Origin of the sequence: Marinobacter antarcticus, assembly GCF_011049865.1 — a bacterium.
In the GTDB taxonomy this organism is placed as follows: domain Bacteria; phylum Pseudomonadota; class Gammaproteobacteria; order Pseudomonadales; family Oleiphilaceae; genus Marinobacter; species Marinobacter antarcticus_A.
In genome coordinates, this window is record NZ_DRGY01000131.1 from 25851 (window position 1) to 39581 (window position 13731).

The window sequence follows — 13731 nt, forward strand, 5'->3', positions numbered from 1 at the left end:
GTCCTTTCTGATCAAATAGGGTCGCGCATGGTGGGGCAGCTCATGCAGCGTCCGCCGCCTCGGCCGCGGCCCAGTTCAGCGCCGGGAATGGCCAGTACTTCAATGCCCGCCGCTTCAAGTGCTGCGTTGGTGTCATCGTTGCGGTCATAGCCGACAACCACACCAGGGCTCAGTGCCAACACGTTGTTGCCATCGTTCCACTGCTCGCGCTCGCGTTCGGCCGGGTTATCACCGCCGGTCGGGACAACCTCAAGTGAGCTATAGCCAAGAACGTCAGCTACCACATCAAACAAGGGCCGCGGATCCTGGCGGAAAGACAGGTGCTTTCTGCCTTCACCGGGGTGCAAGTCATAGCAGACCACTTCGTCCGCAACCTCTTTGAACGCGGTGACCACGTTGCCGCCGCAGAAGGTGAAAATGGTGTCCAAATGCATGGCGGTGCGTGATTTCGGGATCTGGCACGCAATTACCCGCTCTGCAGTGCCTTTCTCAAACAGGGCGTTGGCCAGTTGCCCAACCGCCTGCGGAGATGAACGTTCGCCCATGCCCACAAGCACCGTGCCGTTGCCCACAGGCATCACATCACCGCCCTCAAGAGTGGCAAGGCCATGATGTTTGGTGGGGTCGCCCCAGAGCACATCCACTTTTCCTGCAAATGTCGGGTGGTAGCGATACACACCGGCCATCAACAGTGTTTCGGGCTGGCGTGCAGACCAGTACATGGGGTTAAGGGTAACGCCATCGTAGATCCAGGCGCTGTTGTCCCGTGTAAAGAGGTAATTGGGCAATGGCGGCAGCACAAACCCATAGTGCCCCAGGTGATTACCAAAAAGCCCGGTCGGATCAAATGGCAAATCACCCACTTCAAGGCCGCCAATCAAATACTTTGAAAGCTCGGTACCGGGAAGCTCGTCCATCCAAGCGCGCAGATCGGAAATCATCCCCACGCCAATATCATTCCATGTAATCCGGTGATCCAGGATCCATTTACGGGCTTCCGGAATGTCCAGGGTCTCGGCCAGCAACTCGTTGACATCGAGTACCTCGACACCCCGCTCACGCATCACGCTCACAAACACATCGTGATCTTTTTGTGCCTGTTTGACCCAGAACACGTCATCAAACAGCAGGGCATCACAGTTGGACGGGGTTAGCCGACGGTGTGCCAGCCCCGGGCGGCAGACAATAACCTGCCGCAGGGTTCCGGTTTCGGAATGCACTCCAAGTTTATGCTCAGACATGGTTCAGTCCTCCATTAAATCAGTGCGGCTGCACTGATAACAATTGAAATGAAAATGGTAAGAATCAATAGCAAAGGCCAGATGAACGCGATCCAGCGATCGTAAGACACACGGCCAATCGCCAGCCCACCGACCACTACTGCAAAGGTTGGGTTGATCAGATTTACCAGGCCGTTGGCAGACTGGTACGCAGTTACGACAAGATCACGGCCCACGTTGGCGAAGTCTGCAAGCGGTGCCAAAATCGGCATGGACAGAACCGCCAAGCCCGATGAAGAGGGCACAAAGAAACTCATTCCCACTTCTATCCAGAACATCAAGTTGATAAACGCTAGTTCGGGCAGTCCACCGAGAGAGTTTTCAGCGCTGTGCAAAATGGTGTCGGCAATCATGCCCTGATCCATAATCACCACAATGCCTCGGGCAAGTCCCACCACCAGAGCAACGCCCAGCAGGTCACGCGCACCATCAACAAAGCTGCTGGTAAGTCCTTTCTCGCCAAGGCGAGCAATGATGCCGATCACAATGGCCGAGCCAAAAAACAGCCCACCCATGCGTGCCATCCACCAGCCCTGTGACGATACGCCCCAAATCATGACAACAAAGGTTACGGCGAAGATCAGAAGCGCCACAATCTGTGTTCTGGTGAGAGTAGACGTCTGGATTTCATCGGCATGCTTGCCCAGAAAGAGCTTGCGGTGCGCGTCCCACTGTTTGGCGACTACGGAACGGGATGGATCCGCTTTTACCCGAACGGCGTACCGCATAACGTAAGCTGAGCAAATTAGCAGGCCGCCGATAAGCAGAATAAAACGCACGACAATACCGTCAGTAAACGGTATGTGAGCTGCGTTGGCTGCGATAACCGTGGCAAACGGGTTGATGGTAGAGCCCAGCACACCGATACCGGCACCGACCAGAATGATGGCCACCCCGGTTACGGCGTCGTACCCCGCGGCCATCATTACGGGTATCAGAATGGCATAGAAAGCCAAGGTCTCCTCGGCCATGCCATAGGTTGTACCGCCGATGGCGAAAAGCGTCATCAGTATCGGGATCATCCAAATCTCATGGCCTTTAAGGTGCCGCATGGCACTGCGTATGCCGGTATCAATGGCCCCCGTAGCGTTCATTACGCCGAGGAAGCCGCCCAGGAAAAGTACGAACAAGGCAACATCAATGGCGTTGGCCACATAACTGTCCGGATCATAGAACCCGGCCGTGGGGGCGAGCATGATCTCCATAAAACCCTGAGGGTTGGGGTCGACCGTCTGGTAGGTGCCGGGCACGGCCACTTCACGCCCGACTTCCGCATTCATTGCGCGGTCGTATTGCCCGGCAGGTATAATCCAGGTCAGGGCAGCAACCAAGATAATTAGCAGGAACAGTATGGTATAGGCGGTAGGGAAGCGAGTAGCCAGACCTTCCTCAGGATTTTGGGTAGGCGTATTTTCCTTAGTCAAAGTGCATCTCCTTCTTTTGAAGCACAAGTAATCGTTTTTACTCATTGCTGGCTGTATAGACATAGACGCAAAAATAAAAAAACCGTTACAGTTTTGGCATCTCGAGCATTCTTAGCGAGGTTTTAGATGTGTAACGAAAGATTCAAATTACCGTCTCTACTCATAACCAATTTGGGAAGGTAATTCTTTTAACGCTTAACAATTTTTTAAGATCTCAACGACGAGTAATAACGATGTGGACAAGAATGCTCTCGATTTTTTTGAAGCGCCTGATCAAGCAGGGATCCTTGGTAGTTGTCTACCCTGACGGACAGACAATACATTACGGTCACGAATCGTCGCCCGCTGTCACCATGCATTTTCACGCACGCTCCCTGCCACGCAAACTCTTGATAAACCCGGATCTCGCATTGGGCGAGGCCTATATGGACGGCACACTCACGGTCGATCAGGATGATATCTACGGCTTGATCGAGTTGCTGGTTGTTAATCTGACGCTCCAGCCCAACGTATGGCATTATCGCTGGCCAGCACACCTCCGGCGACTTTACCGCAGGCTCTCGCAGTTCAACCCTGCCGGACGAGCTCAGCGCAACGTGGCCCATCATTACGATCTGTCCGGTGCGTTATACGACCTGTTCCTGGACGCCGACCGTCAATACTCCTGCGCCTATTTTCGAGAAGCAGGTGACACTCTTGAGGCAGCGCAAAGGAACAAGAAAACGCTGATCGCCACCAAACTTCTGTTGGCGCCAGAACACCGGGTTCTCGATATTGGCTGCGGCTGGGGCGGGCTTGGGCTTCATCTCGCCCGCGACCATGGCGCGCGCGTCACGGGGGTGACCCTCTCGCATGAGCAACACAAAATCGCCGAAGAACGTTCTCAAACCGAAGGTCTTGACGACCGTGCTCAATTCCTTCTGCAAGACTACCGCGACATCGACGGCGCTTTTGACCGGATCGTATCAGTGGGCATGTTTGAGCATGTCGGGGTACCACATTACAAGGAGTTCTTCGCGACCCTCCGAGACCGTCTCACAGATGATGGCGTCGCCCTGCTGCACACGATCGGCCGAGCCGACGGGCCGGGAGCAACCAATCCCTGGATCGCCAATTATATTTTTCCCGGCGGCTACAGCCCGGCCCTGTCGGAGGTCCTTGCCATCGCCGAACAGTCCGGCCTCTATGTCACCGATGTCGAGGTTTGGCGGCTGCATTATGCAGAGACGTTGAAGAAGTGGCGCAATCGGTTCGAGGCGAATCTGGACCGGGTACGGTCAATCTATGATGAACAATTCTGTCGCATGTGGCGGTTCTACCTTGTTGCCAGCGAAGTGGCATTCCGGCACAACGGCCATGTCGTTTTTCAAATCCAGCTTGCCAAAAAACAGGATGCGGTGCCGCTCACTCGAGATTATCTGACGATCCGCGAGAGGCTGGACGAACCGGCTACTAACGCCGGAGAGACCATCTCTGATGGCTCGATACGGGCCACCAAGCGATGGTTTTCATGAGGCTGGAAATGCCCGGCCAGCCAGTGGCGGTCATCAAACTTTAACGAAACGCCCCGCTAGTCGTCCTTAAAGTCAACGGGGCCCTATGGCCCCAATTATCTGGACATTTGGCTCAATTGCACCGTAACCACCATCAAACGACAGACACTGACAAGGCCGAACAACGGGCTTGTCAGTGCTTGCTCGCGGCTGAGGAATTAGGCACCGTTCCGCCAGAGCTCAGCGAGCCGTTCCACTGTAATTGGATTGGGCAGCTCCGGCATGTATCCTCCAGCCGATTTCGCAGAGCCTCCCGCGCCCGGTGCAAACGCACCCTCAGATTGCTCTCTGAAATATTGAGCGCCGCCGCGATAGTTTTACGGGGCTCGTCGATAAGCTCCGCGCGCCACAAAATATCGGTGTATTCTGGCTTCAAGGTCGGCAGGAGTTTGTAAAGGCAAGTGCAGTCAATGAGATCGAGATCGTCTTCAACGTCGCTATGGAGACTCGCCAATTCGGGATAACAGTACTCTTTCTCAAATTGACGTTTTTTGCCCTGAGCCCGATAATAATCTATCAGGGTCCTCTCGAGCACGCGGCGCATCCAGGCACGAAACTTTTCGATCTCCCGAACATCGCCAACTCGTATAAGCACCTTAACGTAGAAATTGTGTAGTACGTCTGCGGCCTCGTCCTCATCGCCAAGCCGACGTGTAAGAAAACCTCGAAAATCTTGGTAGACATCCACCATGACCTCTCGGGCGTTGCTAATCGGCAATTCCTTGCCACCATCGTTCATCATGCCGGCTCCCTGTGTCGATCCATCCCGGATCTCTCAAACAGGAGGCAAAGAATGGAGTCCTTTCACCGTCCATTCAGAAGATCATATACCGAGCCTTTTCCACCGGAGAAAACGGCATCGAACAACAGCTTACAACAACTACCTGAGCCGAAACTGAATATTTCTGCCTTGTTTTACAACTCTTGACGTATATCGGGTTTTTCATCTGATGGCCGGATTTTCGACGAGCGCATGGCAAATTCATAAAGCCGCTCCTCCGTAATTGGATTTATCAGCGCCGGAGTCGCAGGCACAATCCAGATAGCCGTGGATTGAGCAGCTCTGGCACGTCTCCTCCAACCGCTTTCGCAGGGCCTCCCGCGCCCGGTGCAACCGCACCCTCAAATTGCTCTCGGAGATATGGAATCTGGCCGCGATGCTTTTGCGGGATTCGCCAGCCAGCTCCGCATGCCACAAAATATCGGCGTACTCTGGTTTCAGAGTCGGCAAGAGTTTGTATAGACACATGCAAACAATGAAATCGAGATCGTCTTTAGCGTCGCTATCGAGACTCGCCAATTCAAGGTAATGGTGTTCTTTCTCGAATTGGCGTTTTTTGCCCTGGGCTCGGTAATAGTCAATCAAGCTCGTCTCAAGTACACGGCGCATCCAGGCACGAAGCTTTTCGCGCTCACGAACATCGCCAATTCGTGTGAGCACCTTAACGTAGAAGTCGTGCAGAACGTCGGCGGCCTCATCCTCACAACCAAGCCGACGTGTAAGAAAATGCAAAAAATCCTGGTGAACATCCACGATGACTTCATGAACCTCGTTGCTCGGCAATGCCCTGTTATAATCGTCCATCGTGTCAACTCCTAGTATCGATCCAGCCTCAATAGAGGCATAAATAAAAATAGCAAACTACCTGCATTTCACTATAGCAACCTGAATCACAACTGAAAATGGTCGACTTGTAGCTGTTTTTTTGACTACAGCAAGGTTTTTTTCAGTCAATCACCGGGTTTTCGAAGAGCACACAATCGTAACCTTAAGGCCATGAATATGAAGAGGCACTTAGAACCTATACAGCGGGGTTCGCTTTTGGCGACGAAAGTCGGAGAACAGTCTTCGACTGAGTTCAAACTTTTTACTGAAGGAGACGAGCTTTACGCAGCGATGGCCCACTCGATTCGAGTTGCAACCCACCGCATCTTTTTAGCCTCGTATATTCTGGCAGCAGACGAAGTCGGAACCGTTTTACTCAACGAGCTGATGCGCCAGTCCCGGCGTGGCCTTGATGTGCGCGTCCACGTTGACGCCCTGGGCTCGAGAGGCAGCCTTCCTCTACGTCATCGGCGCCTGCTCAGGGCGGCTGGGGTACGCCTGCAACGTTTCCACCGCTGGAGCTGGCGACAGCCGATGCGCTACAACCGTCGTGACCATCGTAAATTACTGGTGGTCGATGGCCAGACGGCGTATCTCGGCGGTTTCAACATTCACCGTGAAGGCTCTCGGCGGTTCTACGGCCCAATGCGATGGCGCGATGCGCACGCTTGTTTTAGCGGGATACTGGCCGCAGAGGCCGAGGCTCTGTTCGATGCGTTCTGGTGCGGTCATACAGACTGGGCCCCATTCGCTCAGAATAAGGGTGATAGCCGGATTATTCCTAATACCTCGCGCAAGTGCCGTATCCAGTTACGGTGTGCCATTAAGGATCAGCTGATTACGGCGGCAAAGAGTATTTGGCTTGTTACGCCCTATTTTGTTCCCGATCGGGGCTTGCTCAATCAGCTTATATTCGCCGCACGACGGGGAGTCGATGTTTGTATTCTGACAACCGAAAAAACGGACTCAGCGCCCGCACAATGGGCAGCCCGTGCTTTTTACGGTGAGCTTATCGAAAATGGTGTTCGCATATTCGAATACACACCACGTTTTTTGCATTCAAAAGTTCTACTTATTGACGATGGCTGGGGAAGTATCGGTACTGCCAACTTCGATTACAGAAGCCTGTTTATCAACTATGAACTAACGCTGATTTCAAGGAACAGCGTCTTAATCAGCCAGTTAAGAAAAACCTTTTTGGATGATCTTCAGGATTCAGCTGAAATCACCGAGATCGCCTGGAAACGCCGTGGATTCCTCCATAATATTTACGATGTGTTTGGACGAATTCTGCGAAAATGGCTTTAGCAAGGATGCCGTGCTGTATTGTCATCGCTGCGGCAATCTTTATCAGGCTTTCGCCGCCTTTGTTATATTAATCGGCTGGTATCTCGACCAAACAATCAAGATAAGTCCACCAATGATCATAGGTAGCGTTAACAACTGTCCCATGGTCATCCAGCCAAAGGCGATGAACCCCAGCTGCGAGTCGGGAAGGCGAACAAACTCGACAGAAAAACGAAAAAGCCCGTAGAGCAACAAGAACAAGCCGGACGTTGTTCCATTTCGGCGAGGATTGATCGAGAACCACCACAGCACAGCGAACAACACAACACCTTCCAGTGCAAACTCATACAGTGACGACGGGTGGCGTGGCGCCGGCCCCATATTAGGGAACACCATGGCCCAGGGTACATCACTGGCTCGCCCCGGAAGTTCGTAGTTGATAAAGTTGCCGATGCGCCCTGCCCCCAGGCCAATAGGCACCAGTGGTGCGATAAAGTCTGTTAGTTGAAAAAAATGTAAGTTTTGCTTGCGGGCGAAAACCAAAGCCGCGACCAATACCCCGACAAAGCCGCCATGAAAACTCATGCCGCCTTCCCATATTTTGAATAACCAAAGCGGATTGTCGGCCAGCTTGTCTAAGCCGTAGAACAGCGCATACCCCAGCCGACCGCCCAGTATGACGCCCATCACACAGTAGAAAATCAGCGTTTCGACTGCATCGGTGCTCAACCCCAATCGAAGAGCCCGGCGACGTGCCAGCCACCAAGCAGCTAGAAAGCCAACCAGATACATTAGGCCGTACCAGTGGACTTGCAACGGTCCCAATGAAATCGCAATCGGATCGATTTTTGGATAGCTGAGCATTGGTTATCAGATTCCTATACGTAAAAATGGATCTTTGGGCGCCAGAAGCATTCCATTGTATCCGAGTCAAATCGGCGGATCGGTTGCACAGCGAGGTTAGAGCCCACTCCGATCAAACCATGCATCATAAATCTGTTTATTCCATTTGCTCTGGAAGAACGCGATGGCGGCTTTCTGGTCGTCCTTGGAGAGTTCATCTTCAAAGGCTGGCATTTGCCCACCCATGGGAGCACCACCTTGACTGATTGTGCCCATCAACATGTCGAATGGATGGTGCCAGGCGTGCCCCGTTCCATTGAGCGGTGGCGGTGGATAAGAGCCATCTTCCAGACGTTTTCTCCAATTGAAGGAACCCTGAGCCTTGGTGCCATGGCAGCTTGCGCAGTTGTCGTCGAATACCTTTGAACCACGCTCGACTTGCGCCTGGGTATACCAGCGACCATCCACCGTCCCGTCACTGCAACCGCTGATCAATCCGATCAAAAGAACGCCCAATGAAATCTTTACCCTACGCATACTATTTTTGTACCTCAGTTTTTTGGGGCACCACAAGCCCAGGCCGGTGGGCATGGGGTGCCGTTGGACGTTTCACCAAGAACAGTTCAAACCTTGCTTAATTCAGCTTAATTCAGCTTAATTACCCTTAAGCGAAGTGCATTGGCAATGACGCTTACCGAAGACAACGACATCGCTGCAGCCGCAAAGATTGGCGACAAGAGGATGCCTGCGAATGGGTAGAGCACACCGGCGGCAATGGGTATGCCAGCCGCGTTATAAACGAAAGCAAAAAACAGGTTTTGCCGGATGTTGCGCATGGTGGCAATCGACAAATGACGCGCTTCTACAATGCCCATCAGGTCCCCTCGCAAAAGAGTGATGCCCGCACTTTCAATAGCCACATCCGTACCCGTGCCCATAGCAACGCCCACATCGGCCGTAGCCAGCGCTGGGGCGTCATTCACACCATCGCCGGCCATCGCTACTATTCTCCCCTCGTCTTTAAGACGCTGGACGACCTTAGCTTTATCCTCAGGCAGTACTTCGGCTTCCACTTCATCGATATGGAGTTTGCGGGCGACGGCTTCGGCAGATGTCTGGTTGTCCCCTGTCAGCATGACCACACGAATGCCGTCTTTCTGTAGCGCGGTAATAGCCGCTTCAGTGGTTTCTTTGATCGGATCCGCAATAGCGATCAAACCACATATCTGGTTCTCCACCGCCGCGAATATCACCGTTGCGCCGTCTTGGCGAAGTTGGTCTGCGTCTTCTTCAAAGGCGGAGGTATCGACGTTTTGTGACTCCATCAACAGCCGATTGCCAAGCAGGACCGCTTTTCCGTCGATCTTCCCAGTGACACCTTTACCGTTAGGCGAGTCGAAATCTTCGGCGTCTGGCACCGTCAGTTCCATGGTTTTGGCTTTGTCGAGAATGGCATGGGCTAACGGATGCTCACTGCCCTTCTCCAGGCCGCCGGCATAGCGCATCAAGACTTCTTCACTGAAACCGTTTGCCGGCACCAGCTTCGTAACCTGAGGTTTGCCTTCGGTCAGTGTGCCGGTTTTATCAACCACCACCGTATCGACTTTCTCCATGCGCTCAAGCGCTTCCGCATCGCGGATCAACACGCCATTCTGAGCGCCACGCCCCACGCCAACCATGATCGACATGGGTGTCGCCAATCCAAGCGCACATGGGCAGGCGATAATCAGCACACTCACGGCTGCAATGAGGCCATAGGCCATCGGAGGCGTTGGCCCGACAACTGACCAGACAATAAAGGCAATAACGGCGATAACGATGACTACCGGAACAAACCAACCGGCCACTTTGTCGGCCAGCCCCTGAATCGGTGCACGGCTGCGCTGGGCACTGGCCACCATTTGCACGATCTGCGAAAGCATGGTGTCACGCCCTACTTTGTCAGCTCGCATAATGAAGCTGCCTTGTTGGTTCATGCTGCCACCAATCACCTGATCGCCGGTTTTCTTGCTGATGGCTAATGGCTCACCGGTTACCAGAGATTCGTCGATGTTGGAGCGGCCTTCCAGAATCTCTCCATCCAAGGGTACTTTGTCGCCAGGACGCACTCGCAAACGATCACCAACCTTTACCTGATCGAGAGAGACGTCGGATTCGCCTCCTTCATCGTCCAGCTTTCTTGCGGTTGCGGGAGCCAGATCCAGCAGAGCTTTTATGGCTCCCGAGGTTTTCTCCCGGGCACGGAGCTCTAACACTTGTCCAAGTAACACCAGCACTACAATAACGGCGGCCGCCTCGAAATAGACGGCCACCGAACCATCCGCTTGCCGGAAGGCATCGGGAAAAATCTGCGGAGCCAATGTAGCGATAAGGCTATAAATCAACGCAACGCCGGTACCAATGGCAATCAACGTGAACATATTCAGATTGCGATTGACGACTGATTTCCAGCCCCTAACAAAGAACGGCAAGCCGCACCAGGCGACTACAGGCGTTGCCAGTACCAACTGAATCCAATTCAAGGCTTGTGGTGATACGATGTGATCAAGGCCAATAAAGTGCCCTGCCATCTCGATTACAAATACAGGGAGTGCGAGAAACAGACCAACCCAGAACCGACGAGTCATATCTGTAAGCTCCGCCGATGGCCCATCGTTCAGGCTTACTTGTTCGGGCTCCAGCCCCATGCCACAAATCGGGCAGTCGCCAGGACCCTGTTGGCGAATTTCCGGGTGCATCGGGCAGGTATACATGGTGCCGGGGGCGACCGGTTCTGCTGGCTTTTGCTCTTCCCCGAGGTATTTCTCGGGGTTTTCATCAAACTTGGCTTGGCATCGAGCGGAGCAGAAATACTGGGTTTTACCAGCATGTTGGCTGCGGTGCTCTGCTGTATGGGGGTCTACCGACATCCCGCAAACGGGGTCTTTCGCAGCGTGCTGATGCTCACTCATTCCGCGCTCCTGCTTTGTCCGCTGGCCAGTCCGCAAACGCAATAAAGTACAAGAAAACCAGATTCACCATTGGAATAAGGATTAAGACTCCCATCCAGCCCGGGTAACCGGTACGCTGACAGATCCGCCAGGCTGGTATAACGACTACTATCGCAATCACCAGCATCCACAGCCAGTGCCCGGCCCACATGGTGTTACCAAACATATTCCCTTCCATCATGGGATTAGCCTCCAATTTAAGTGTTTAATATCAGTGATGGTGTGCATGGGACTCGTCACTTTCCATAGCCTTTCTTCTGGCGGAAGACTTCAGGAATAGCTGCTCGGCCAACCCAATGACAAACATAGTGACGACCGCCACACCAATCACAAAGGGGTCAGTGTGCAGTTTAACCCAGACAAAGCCGCCCAGAATTGTCAGGTCCAGAACAATCGCCACGACTGGCACCCACCTTGTAGCCTTCACGTCCTGGTACAGATAGCGTAGTACGCCCCAATGAATGGAGATATCCATAACCAGATAAAAGATGATGCCCAGAGCGGCGATTCTTGAGAGGTCAAAAAAGGCGGTCAAAACCAAGCCCAGCACCACGGTGTAAACAAGTGTGTGTTTCTGAATGCTGCCAGGCATACCGAAATGGCTGTGGGGAACCAGCTTCATTTCGGTCAACATGGCCAGCATGCGGGAGACAGCAAAAATACTGGCAAGAATGCCGCCAGCGGTGGCCATCATGGCAATTGCCACGGTGAACCACAGACCGTAATCGCCCAATGCTGGGCGCGCCGCAGCAGCCAGAGAGTAGTCTTGGGTTTCAATGATTTCGGCGAGGGATAGGTTACTTGCAACGGCGAAACCCACCAGTGTGTAGAGAACCACGCAAGCTGCAATGGAGATCACAATGGCGCGGCCTACGTTGCGGTGCGGGTCTTTCACTTCTGAGCCACTGTTGGTGATGGTGGTAAAGCCTTTAAAGGCCAGTATGCCCAGGGCCGTTGCGCCCAGGAAGTTACCAAAGACGCCTGTCTCACCACTGCTGGAAAAATCGACCGCAAGGCTATCGGCCAGCCATACGCCCACCAACCCAAAAACCAGAATGCCGCCAATTTTGAGGATTCCGATGAACGAAGCAACGCCCTGAATCCAGCGGTTGCCAGCCAGGTTGATCACGAACGCCGCCAAAATAAGGGATACACCCAGTATTGGCACCATGAACCCGCTCTCATCGCCGCCGAACAGCTGCATGGTGTAGGACCCAAACGTGCGGGCCAGGAAGCTCTGGGCAATCACCATCGAGAAATACATCAGCAAGGCATTAAACCCCGTGGCCAAGCGATCGCCGTACGCCTTATGCAAATACATGCCAATGCCGCCCGCGGATGGGTAAGCATTGGAAATTTTGATATAGGAATAAGAACTGAAGGAAACAACGATTGCGGCAGCCAGGAATGCCAGTGGAAAGAGCGCTCCCGCCATCTGGGCCATTTGTCCGGTAAGCGCAAATATGCCGGCACCGATCATCACGCCGGTGCCTAGCATGACTGTTCCGGATAGCGTCAAGCTACCTTCCTTGTAGCGAGAAGTTCTGTCTTGCTCCCTGCTCATTTAACCTCCTGTTATTTTTTCATCGGTGGGATTTTCGAACAGCAAAACGGGTCAAGGTTGGCGTTGGCCCGGATGTTTTCATCGCTGAATCGGTACCGTGCCAGTTTTTGACGCTCCCACCAACCGCCCTTCAAATGACCACCATTCGCCCCAACAAGCTCAATCAGAGCGTCGGTAGACCAATGGGTGGCGTCGAAGGTGACGAACAACCGGTTTTCCGATTTGCGCTCGGCAAAATCAACGCATGGATGATGATTCAGCTCCTGGATGAAGTCTTCCCACTGAATGTCAGTAAAACCTTCGACAGTCAGTTTACGCCGAAGCAGAAACTGCTCTTGGTTTGTTGCTTTATGGGCTTTGGCCATGATTTTGCACCTCTGAGCCTGTTTGTTCAGTCTCTATCACAACACCCCAAACTGAATCCAAGCTGAAAATCGGAAAACAAGCGATCCGTTCATATCAAAACTTGATGTACATCAAAGTATGTAGGAAAAGACCGAGGGCGGGCGCCCTCGGTCTGTTTAGCATTAGAAGGAGAGCCTTGCTCCAACAACCGCAAACCAATCGTCTGTGCTGCCACCGTCCGCCTTGGCGAAGTCAGCCGTGTCGCCATAGTTACGTTCGTGAACGATACCAACGTAAGGCGAGAAAGCTCGATCAATAAGATCATAGCTCAACCGCAACCCGGTTTCTGTCGATACCAAACCCTTACCTACGCCTATTTCCCGATCTTCACTGAACGCGACAGTCGCATCCAGGGTAGCCGAGAGGATCCAGTAGTTGGTTAACAGCAACTCATACTCCGCATCCAGTTCGGCAGACGTATCGCCATCCTTACTGACGTAAAAGTTTGCATCGATTTCGAACCATTGAGGCGCCAGGCCCGAGACGCCGAGCACAGCATAGGTTCGGTCTGGCCCTTCCGGTGTGTCTATCCGAATGCCGGCTTTTGCGTCGAAGAACTTGGATATCGGGATTTGAACCGCCCCGGGTTTCGCGGAGGCTTCAACTCCTGAGAAGATGAAGCCATGAACAAGACAAACAAGTTTTCCCCTGAAGTCCGTGAACGAGCCGTGCGGATGGTGCAAGAGCATCGCGGCGACTATCCCTCGCTGTGGTCGGCGGTCGAGTCGATTGCACCCAAGATCGGCTGCGTACCCCAAACGTTGCTGGAATGGGTCAAG

Annotated in this window: 12 protein-coding genes and 2 pseudogenes; 3 read left to right on the top strand and 11 right to left on the bottom strand. The window is 53.3% G+C overall.

Going from position 1 to position 13731, the window contains the following annotated elements; translation table 11 throughout:
- Nucleotides 1–11: 11 nt before the first annotated feature.
- Both ENI00_RS15635 and ENI00_RS15640 read right to left on the bottom strand, forming a co-directional pair.
- A complete protein-coding gene (locus ENI00_RS15635) occupies nucleotides 12–1241 on the bottom strand; it encodes an arginine deiminase (RefSeq protein WP_304104398.1) in 1230 nt (409 codons plus the stop codon).
- A 14-nt stretch (nucleotides 1242–1255) separates the two neighbouring features.
- Nucleotides 1256–2704 carry a YfcC family protein gene (locus ENI00_RS15640; RefSeq protein WP_304104400.1) on the bottom strand — a complete coding sequence of 483 codons (1449 nt, stop codon included), beginning with the start codon at nucleotides 2702–2704 and terminating at the stop codon, nucleotides 1256–1258.
- A 245-nt stretch (nucleotides 2705–2949) separates the two neighbouring features.
- Between ENI00_RS15640 and ENI00_RS15645 the strand changes: the two genes are divergently transcribed.
- Nucleotides 2950–4218, top strand: a complete 1269-nt coding sequence (locus tag ENI00_RS15645) for an SAM-dependent methyltransferase (RefSeq protein WP_304104402.1) — start codon at nucleotides 2950–2952, stop codon at nucleotides 4216–4218.
- Nucleotides 4219–4390: 172 nt separating this feature from the next.
- On the opposite strand, the gene ENI00_RS15650 is transcribed toward ENI00_RS15645, so the two are convergent.
- Together ENI00_RS15650 and ENI00_RS15655 are read right to left on the bottom strand one after the other, a co-directional pair.
- The gene (locus ENI00_RS15650; RefSeq protein ID WP_304104404.1) at nucleotides 4391–4999 is read right to left on the bottom strand and encodes an RNA polymerase sigma factor; all 609 of its coding nucleotides are present in this window, start codon (nucleotides 4997–4999) and stop codon (nucleotides 4391–4393) included.
- A 240-nt stretch (nucleotides 5000–5239) separates the two neighbouring features.
- Nucleotides 5240–5842, bottom strand: a complete 603-nt coding sequence (locus ENI00_RS15655; RefSeq protein ID WP_304104406.1) for an RNA polymerase sigma factor — start codon at nucleotides 5840–5842, stop codon at nucleotides 5240–5242.
- A gap of 237 nt (nucleotides 5843–6079) precedes the next feature.
- Here ENI00_RS15655 and ENI00_RS15660 point away from each other — a divergent pair, with 237 nt between their 5' ends.
- On the top strand, nucleotides 6080–7171 hold the full coding sequence (locus tag ENI00_RS15660) for a phospholipase D-like domain-containing protein (RefSeq protein ID WP_304104407.1): 1092 nt from the start codon (nucleotides 6080–6082) through the stop codon (nucleotides 7169–7171).
- 42 nt (nucleotides 7172–7213) lie between these two features.
- Here the strand turns inward: ENI00_RS15660 and lgt are convergent, their stop codons facing one another.
- The 7 genes and pseudogenes from lgt to ENI00_RS15695 form a co-directional block, all read right to left on the bottom strand.
- A complete protein-coding gene (gene lgt, locus ENI00_RS15665) occupies nucleotides 7214–8014 on the bottom strand; it encodes a prolipoprotein diacylglyceryl transferase (RefSeq protein ID WP_304104409.1) in 801 nt (266 codons plus the stop codon).
- 96 nt (nucleotides 8015–8110) lie between these two features.
- Complete coding sequence (locus ENI00_RS15670) at nucleotides 8111–8530, bottom strand: c-type cytochrome (RefSeq protein WP_304104410.1); 420 nt, start codon at nucleotides 8528–8530, stop codon at nucleotides 8111–8113.
- 107 nt (nucleotides 8531–8637) lie between these two features.
- Nucleotides 8638–10944: a heavy metal translocating P-type ATPase gene (locus ENI00_RS15675; RefSeq protein WP_304104412.1), complete on the bottom strand. Its 2307-nt coding sequence runs from the start codon at nucleotides 10942–10944 to the stop codon at nucleotides 8638–8640.
- A complete protein-coding gene (locus ENI00_RS15680; RefSeq protein ID WP_304104414.1) occupies nucleotides 10937–11164 on the bottom strand; it encodes a hypothetical protein in 228 nt (75 codons plus the stop codon). The genes ENI00_RS15675 and ENI00_RS15680 overlap by 8 nt, the downstream gene beginning before the upstream one ends.
- Before the next feature lie 30 nt (nucleotides 11165–11194).
- A complete protein-coding gene (locus ENI00_RS15685; RefSeq protein ID WP_304104416.1) occupies nucleotides 11195–12547 on the bottom strand; it encodes an APC family permease in 1353 nt (450 codons plus the stop codon).
- A gap of 11 nt (nucleotides 12548–12558) precedes the next feature.
- The gene (locus tag ENI00_RS15690; protein WP_304104418.1) at nucleotides 12559–12912 is read right to left on the bottom strand and encodes a hypothetical protein; all 354 of its coding nucleotides are present in this window, start codon (nucleotides 12910–12912) and stop codon (nucleotides 12559–12561) included.
- 162 nt (nucleotides 12913–13074) lie between these two features.
- Nucleotides 13075–13527: pseudogene (locus ENI00_RS15695) on the bottom strand (copper resistance protein B); the annotation flags it as partial.
- Nucleotides 13528–13575: 48 nt separating this feature from the next.
- Between ENI00_RS15695 and ENI00_RS15700 the strand changes: the two are divergent.
- Nucleotides 13576–13731 (top strand): annotated as a pseudogene (locus ENI00_RS15700) (IS3 family transposase); the annotation flags it as partial.

What these genes read in the sequence shown, in the direction of transcription:
- ENI00_RS15680 (WP_304104414.1), bottom strand. Translation starts at nt 11,164, where the DNA reads ATGATGGAAGGGAATATGTTTGGTAACACCATGTGGGCCGGGCACTGG.
- lgt (WP_304104409.1), bottom strand. Translation starts at nt 8,014, where the DNA reads ATGCTCAGCTATCCAAAAATCGATCCGATTGCGATTTCATTGGGACCG.
- ENI00_RS15635 (WP_304104398.1), bottom strand. Translation starts at nt 1,241, where the DNA reads ATGTCTGAGCATAAACTTGGAGTGCATTCCGAAACCGGAACCCTGCGG.
- ENI00_RS15670 (WP_304104410.1), bottom strand. Translation starts at nt 8,530, where the DNA reads ATGCGTAGGGTAAAGATTTCATTGGGCGTTCTTTTGATCGGATTGATC.
- ENI00_RS15645 (WP_304104402.1), top strand. Translation starts at nt 2,950, where the DNA reads ATGCTCTCGATTTTTTTGAAGCGCCTGATCAAGCAGGGATCCTTGGTA.
- ENI00_RS15675 (WP_304104412.1), bottom strand. Translation starts at nt 10,944, where the DNA reads ATGAGTGAGCATCAGCACGCTGCGAAAGACCCCGTTTGCGGGATGTCG.
- ENI00_RS15690 (WP_304104418.1), bottom strand. Translation starts at nt 12,912, where the DNA reads ATGGCCAAAGCCCATAAAGCAACAAACCAAGAGCAGTTTCTGCTTCGG.
- ENI00_RS15655 (WP_304104406.1), bottom strand. Translation starts at nt 5,842, where the DNA reads ATGGACGATTATAACAGGGCATTGCCGAGCAACGAGGTTCATGAAGTC.
- ENI00_RS15650 (WP_304104404.1), bottom strand. Translation starts at nt 4,999, where the DNA reads ATGATGAACGATGGTGGCAAGGAATTGCCGATTAGCAACGCCCGAGAG.
- ENI00_RS15685 (WP_304104416.1), bottom strand. Translation starts at nt 12,547, where the DNA reads ATGAGCAGGGAGCAAGACAGAACTTCTCGCTACAAGGAAGGTAGCTTG.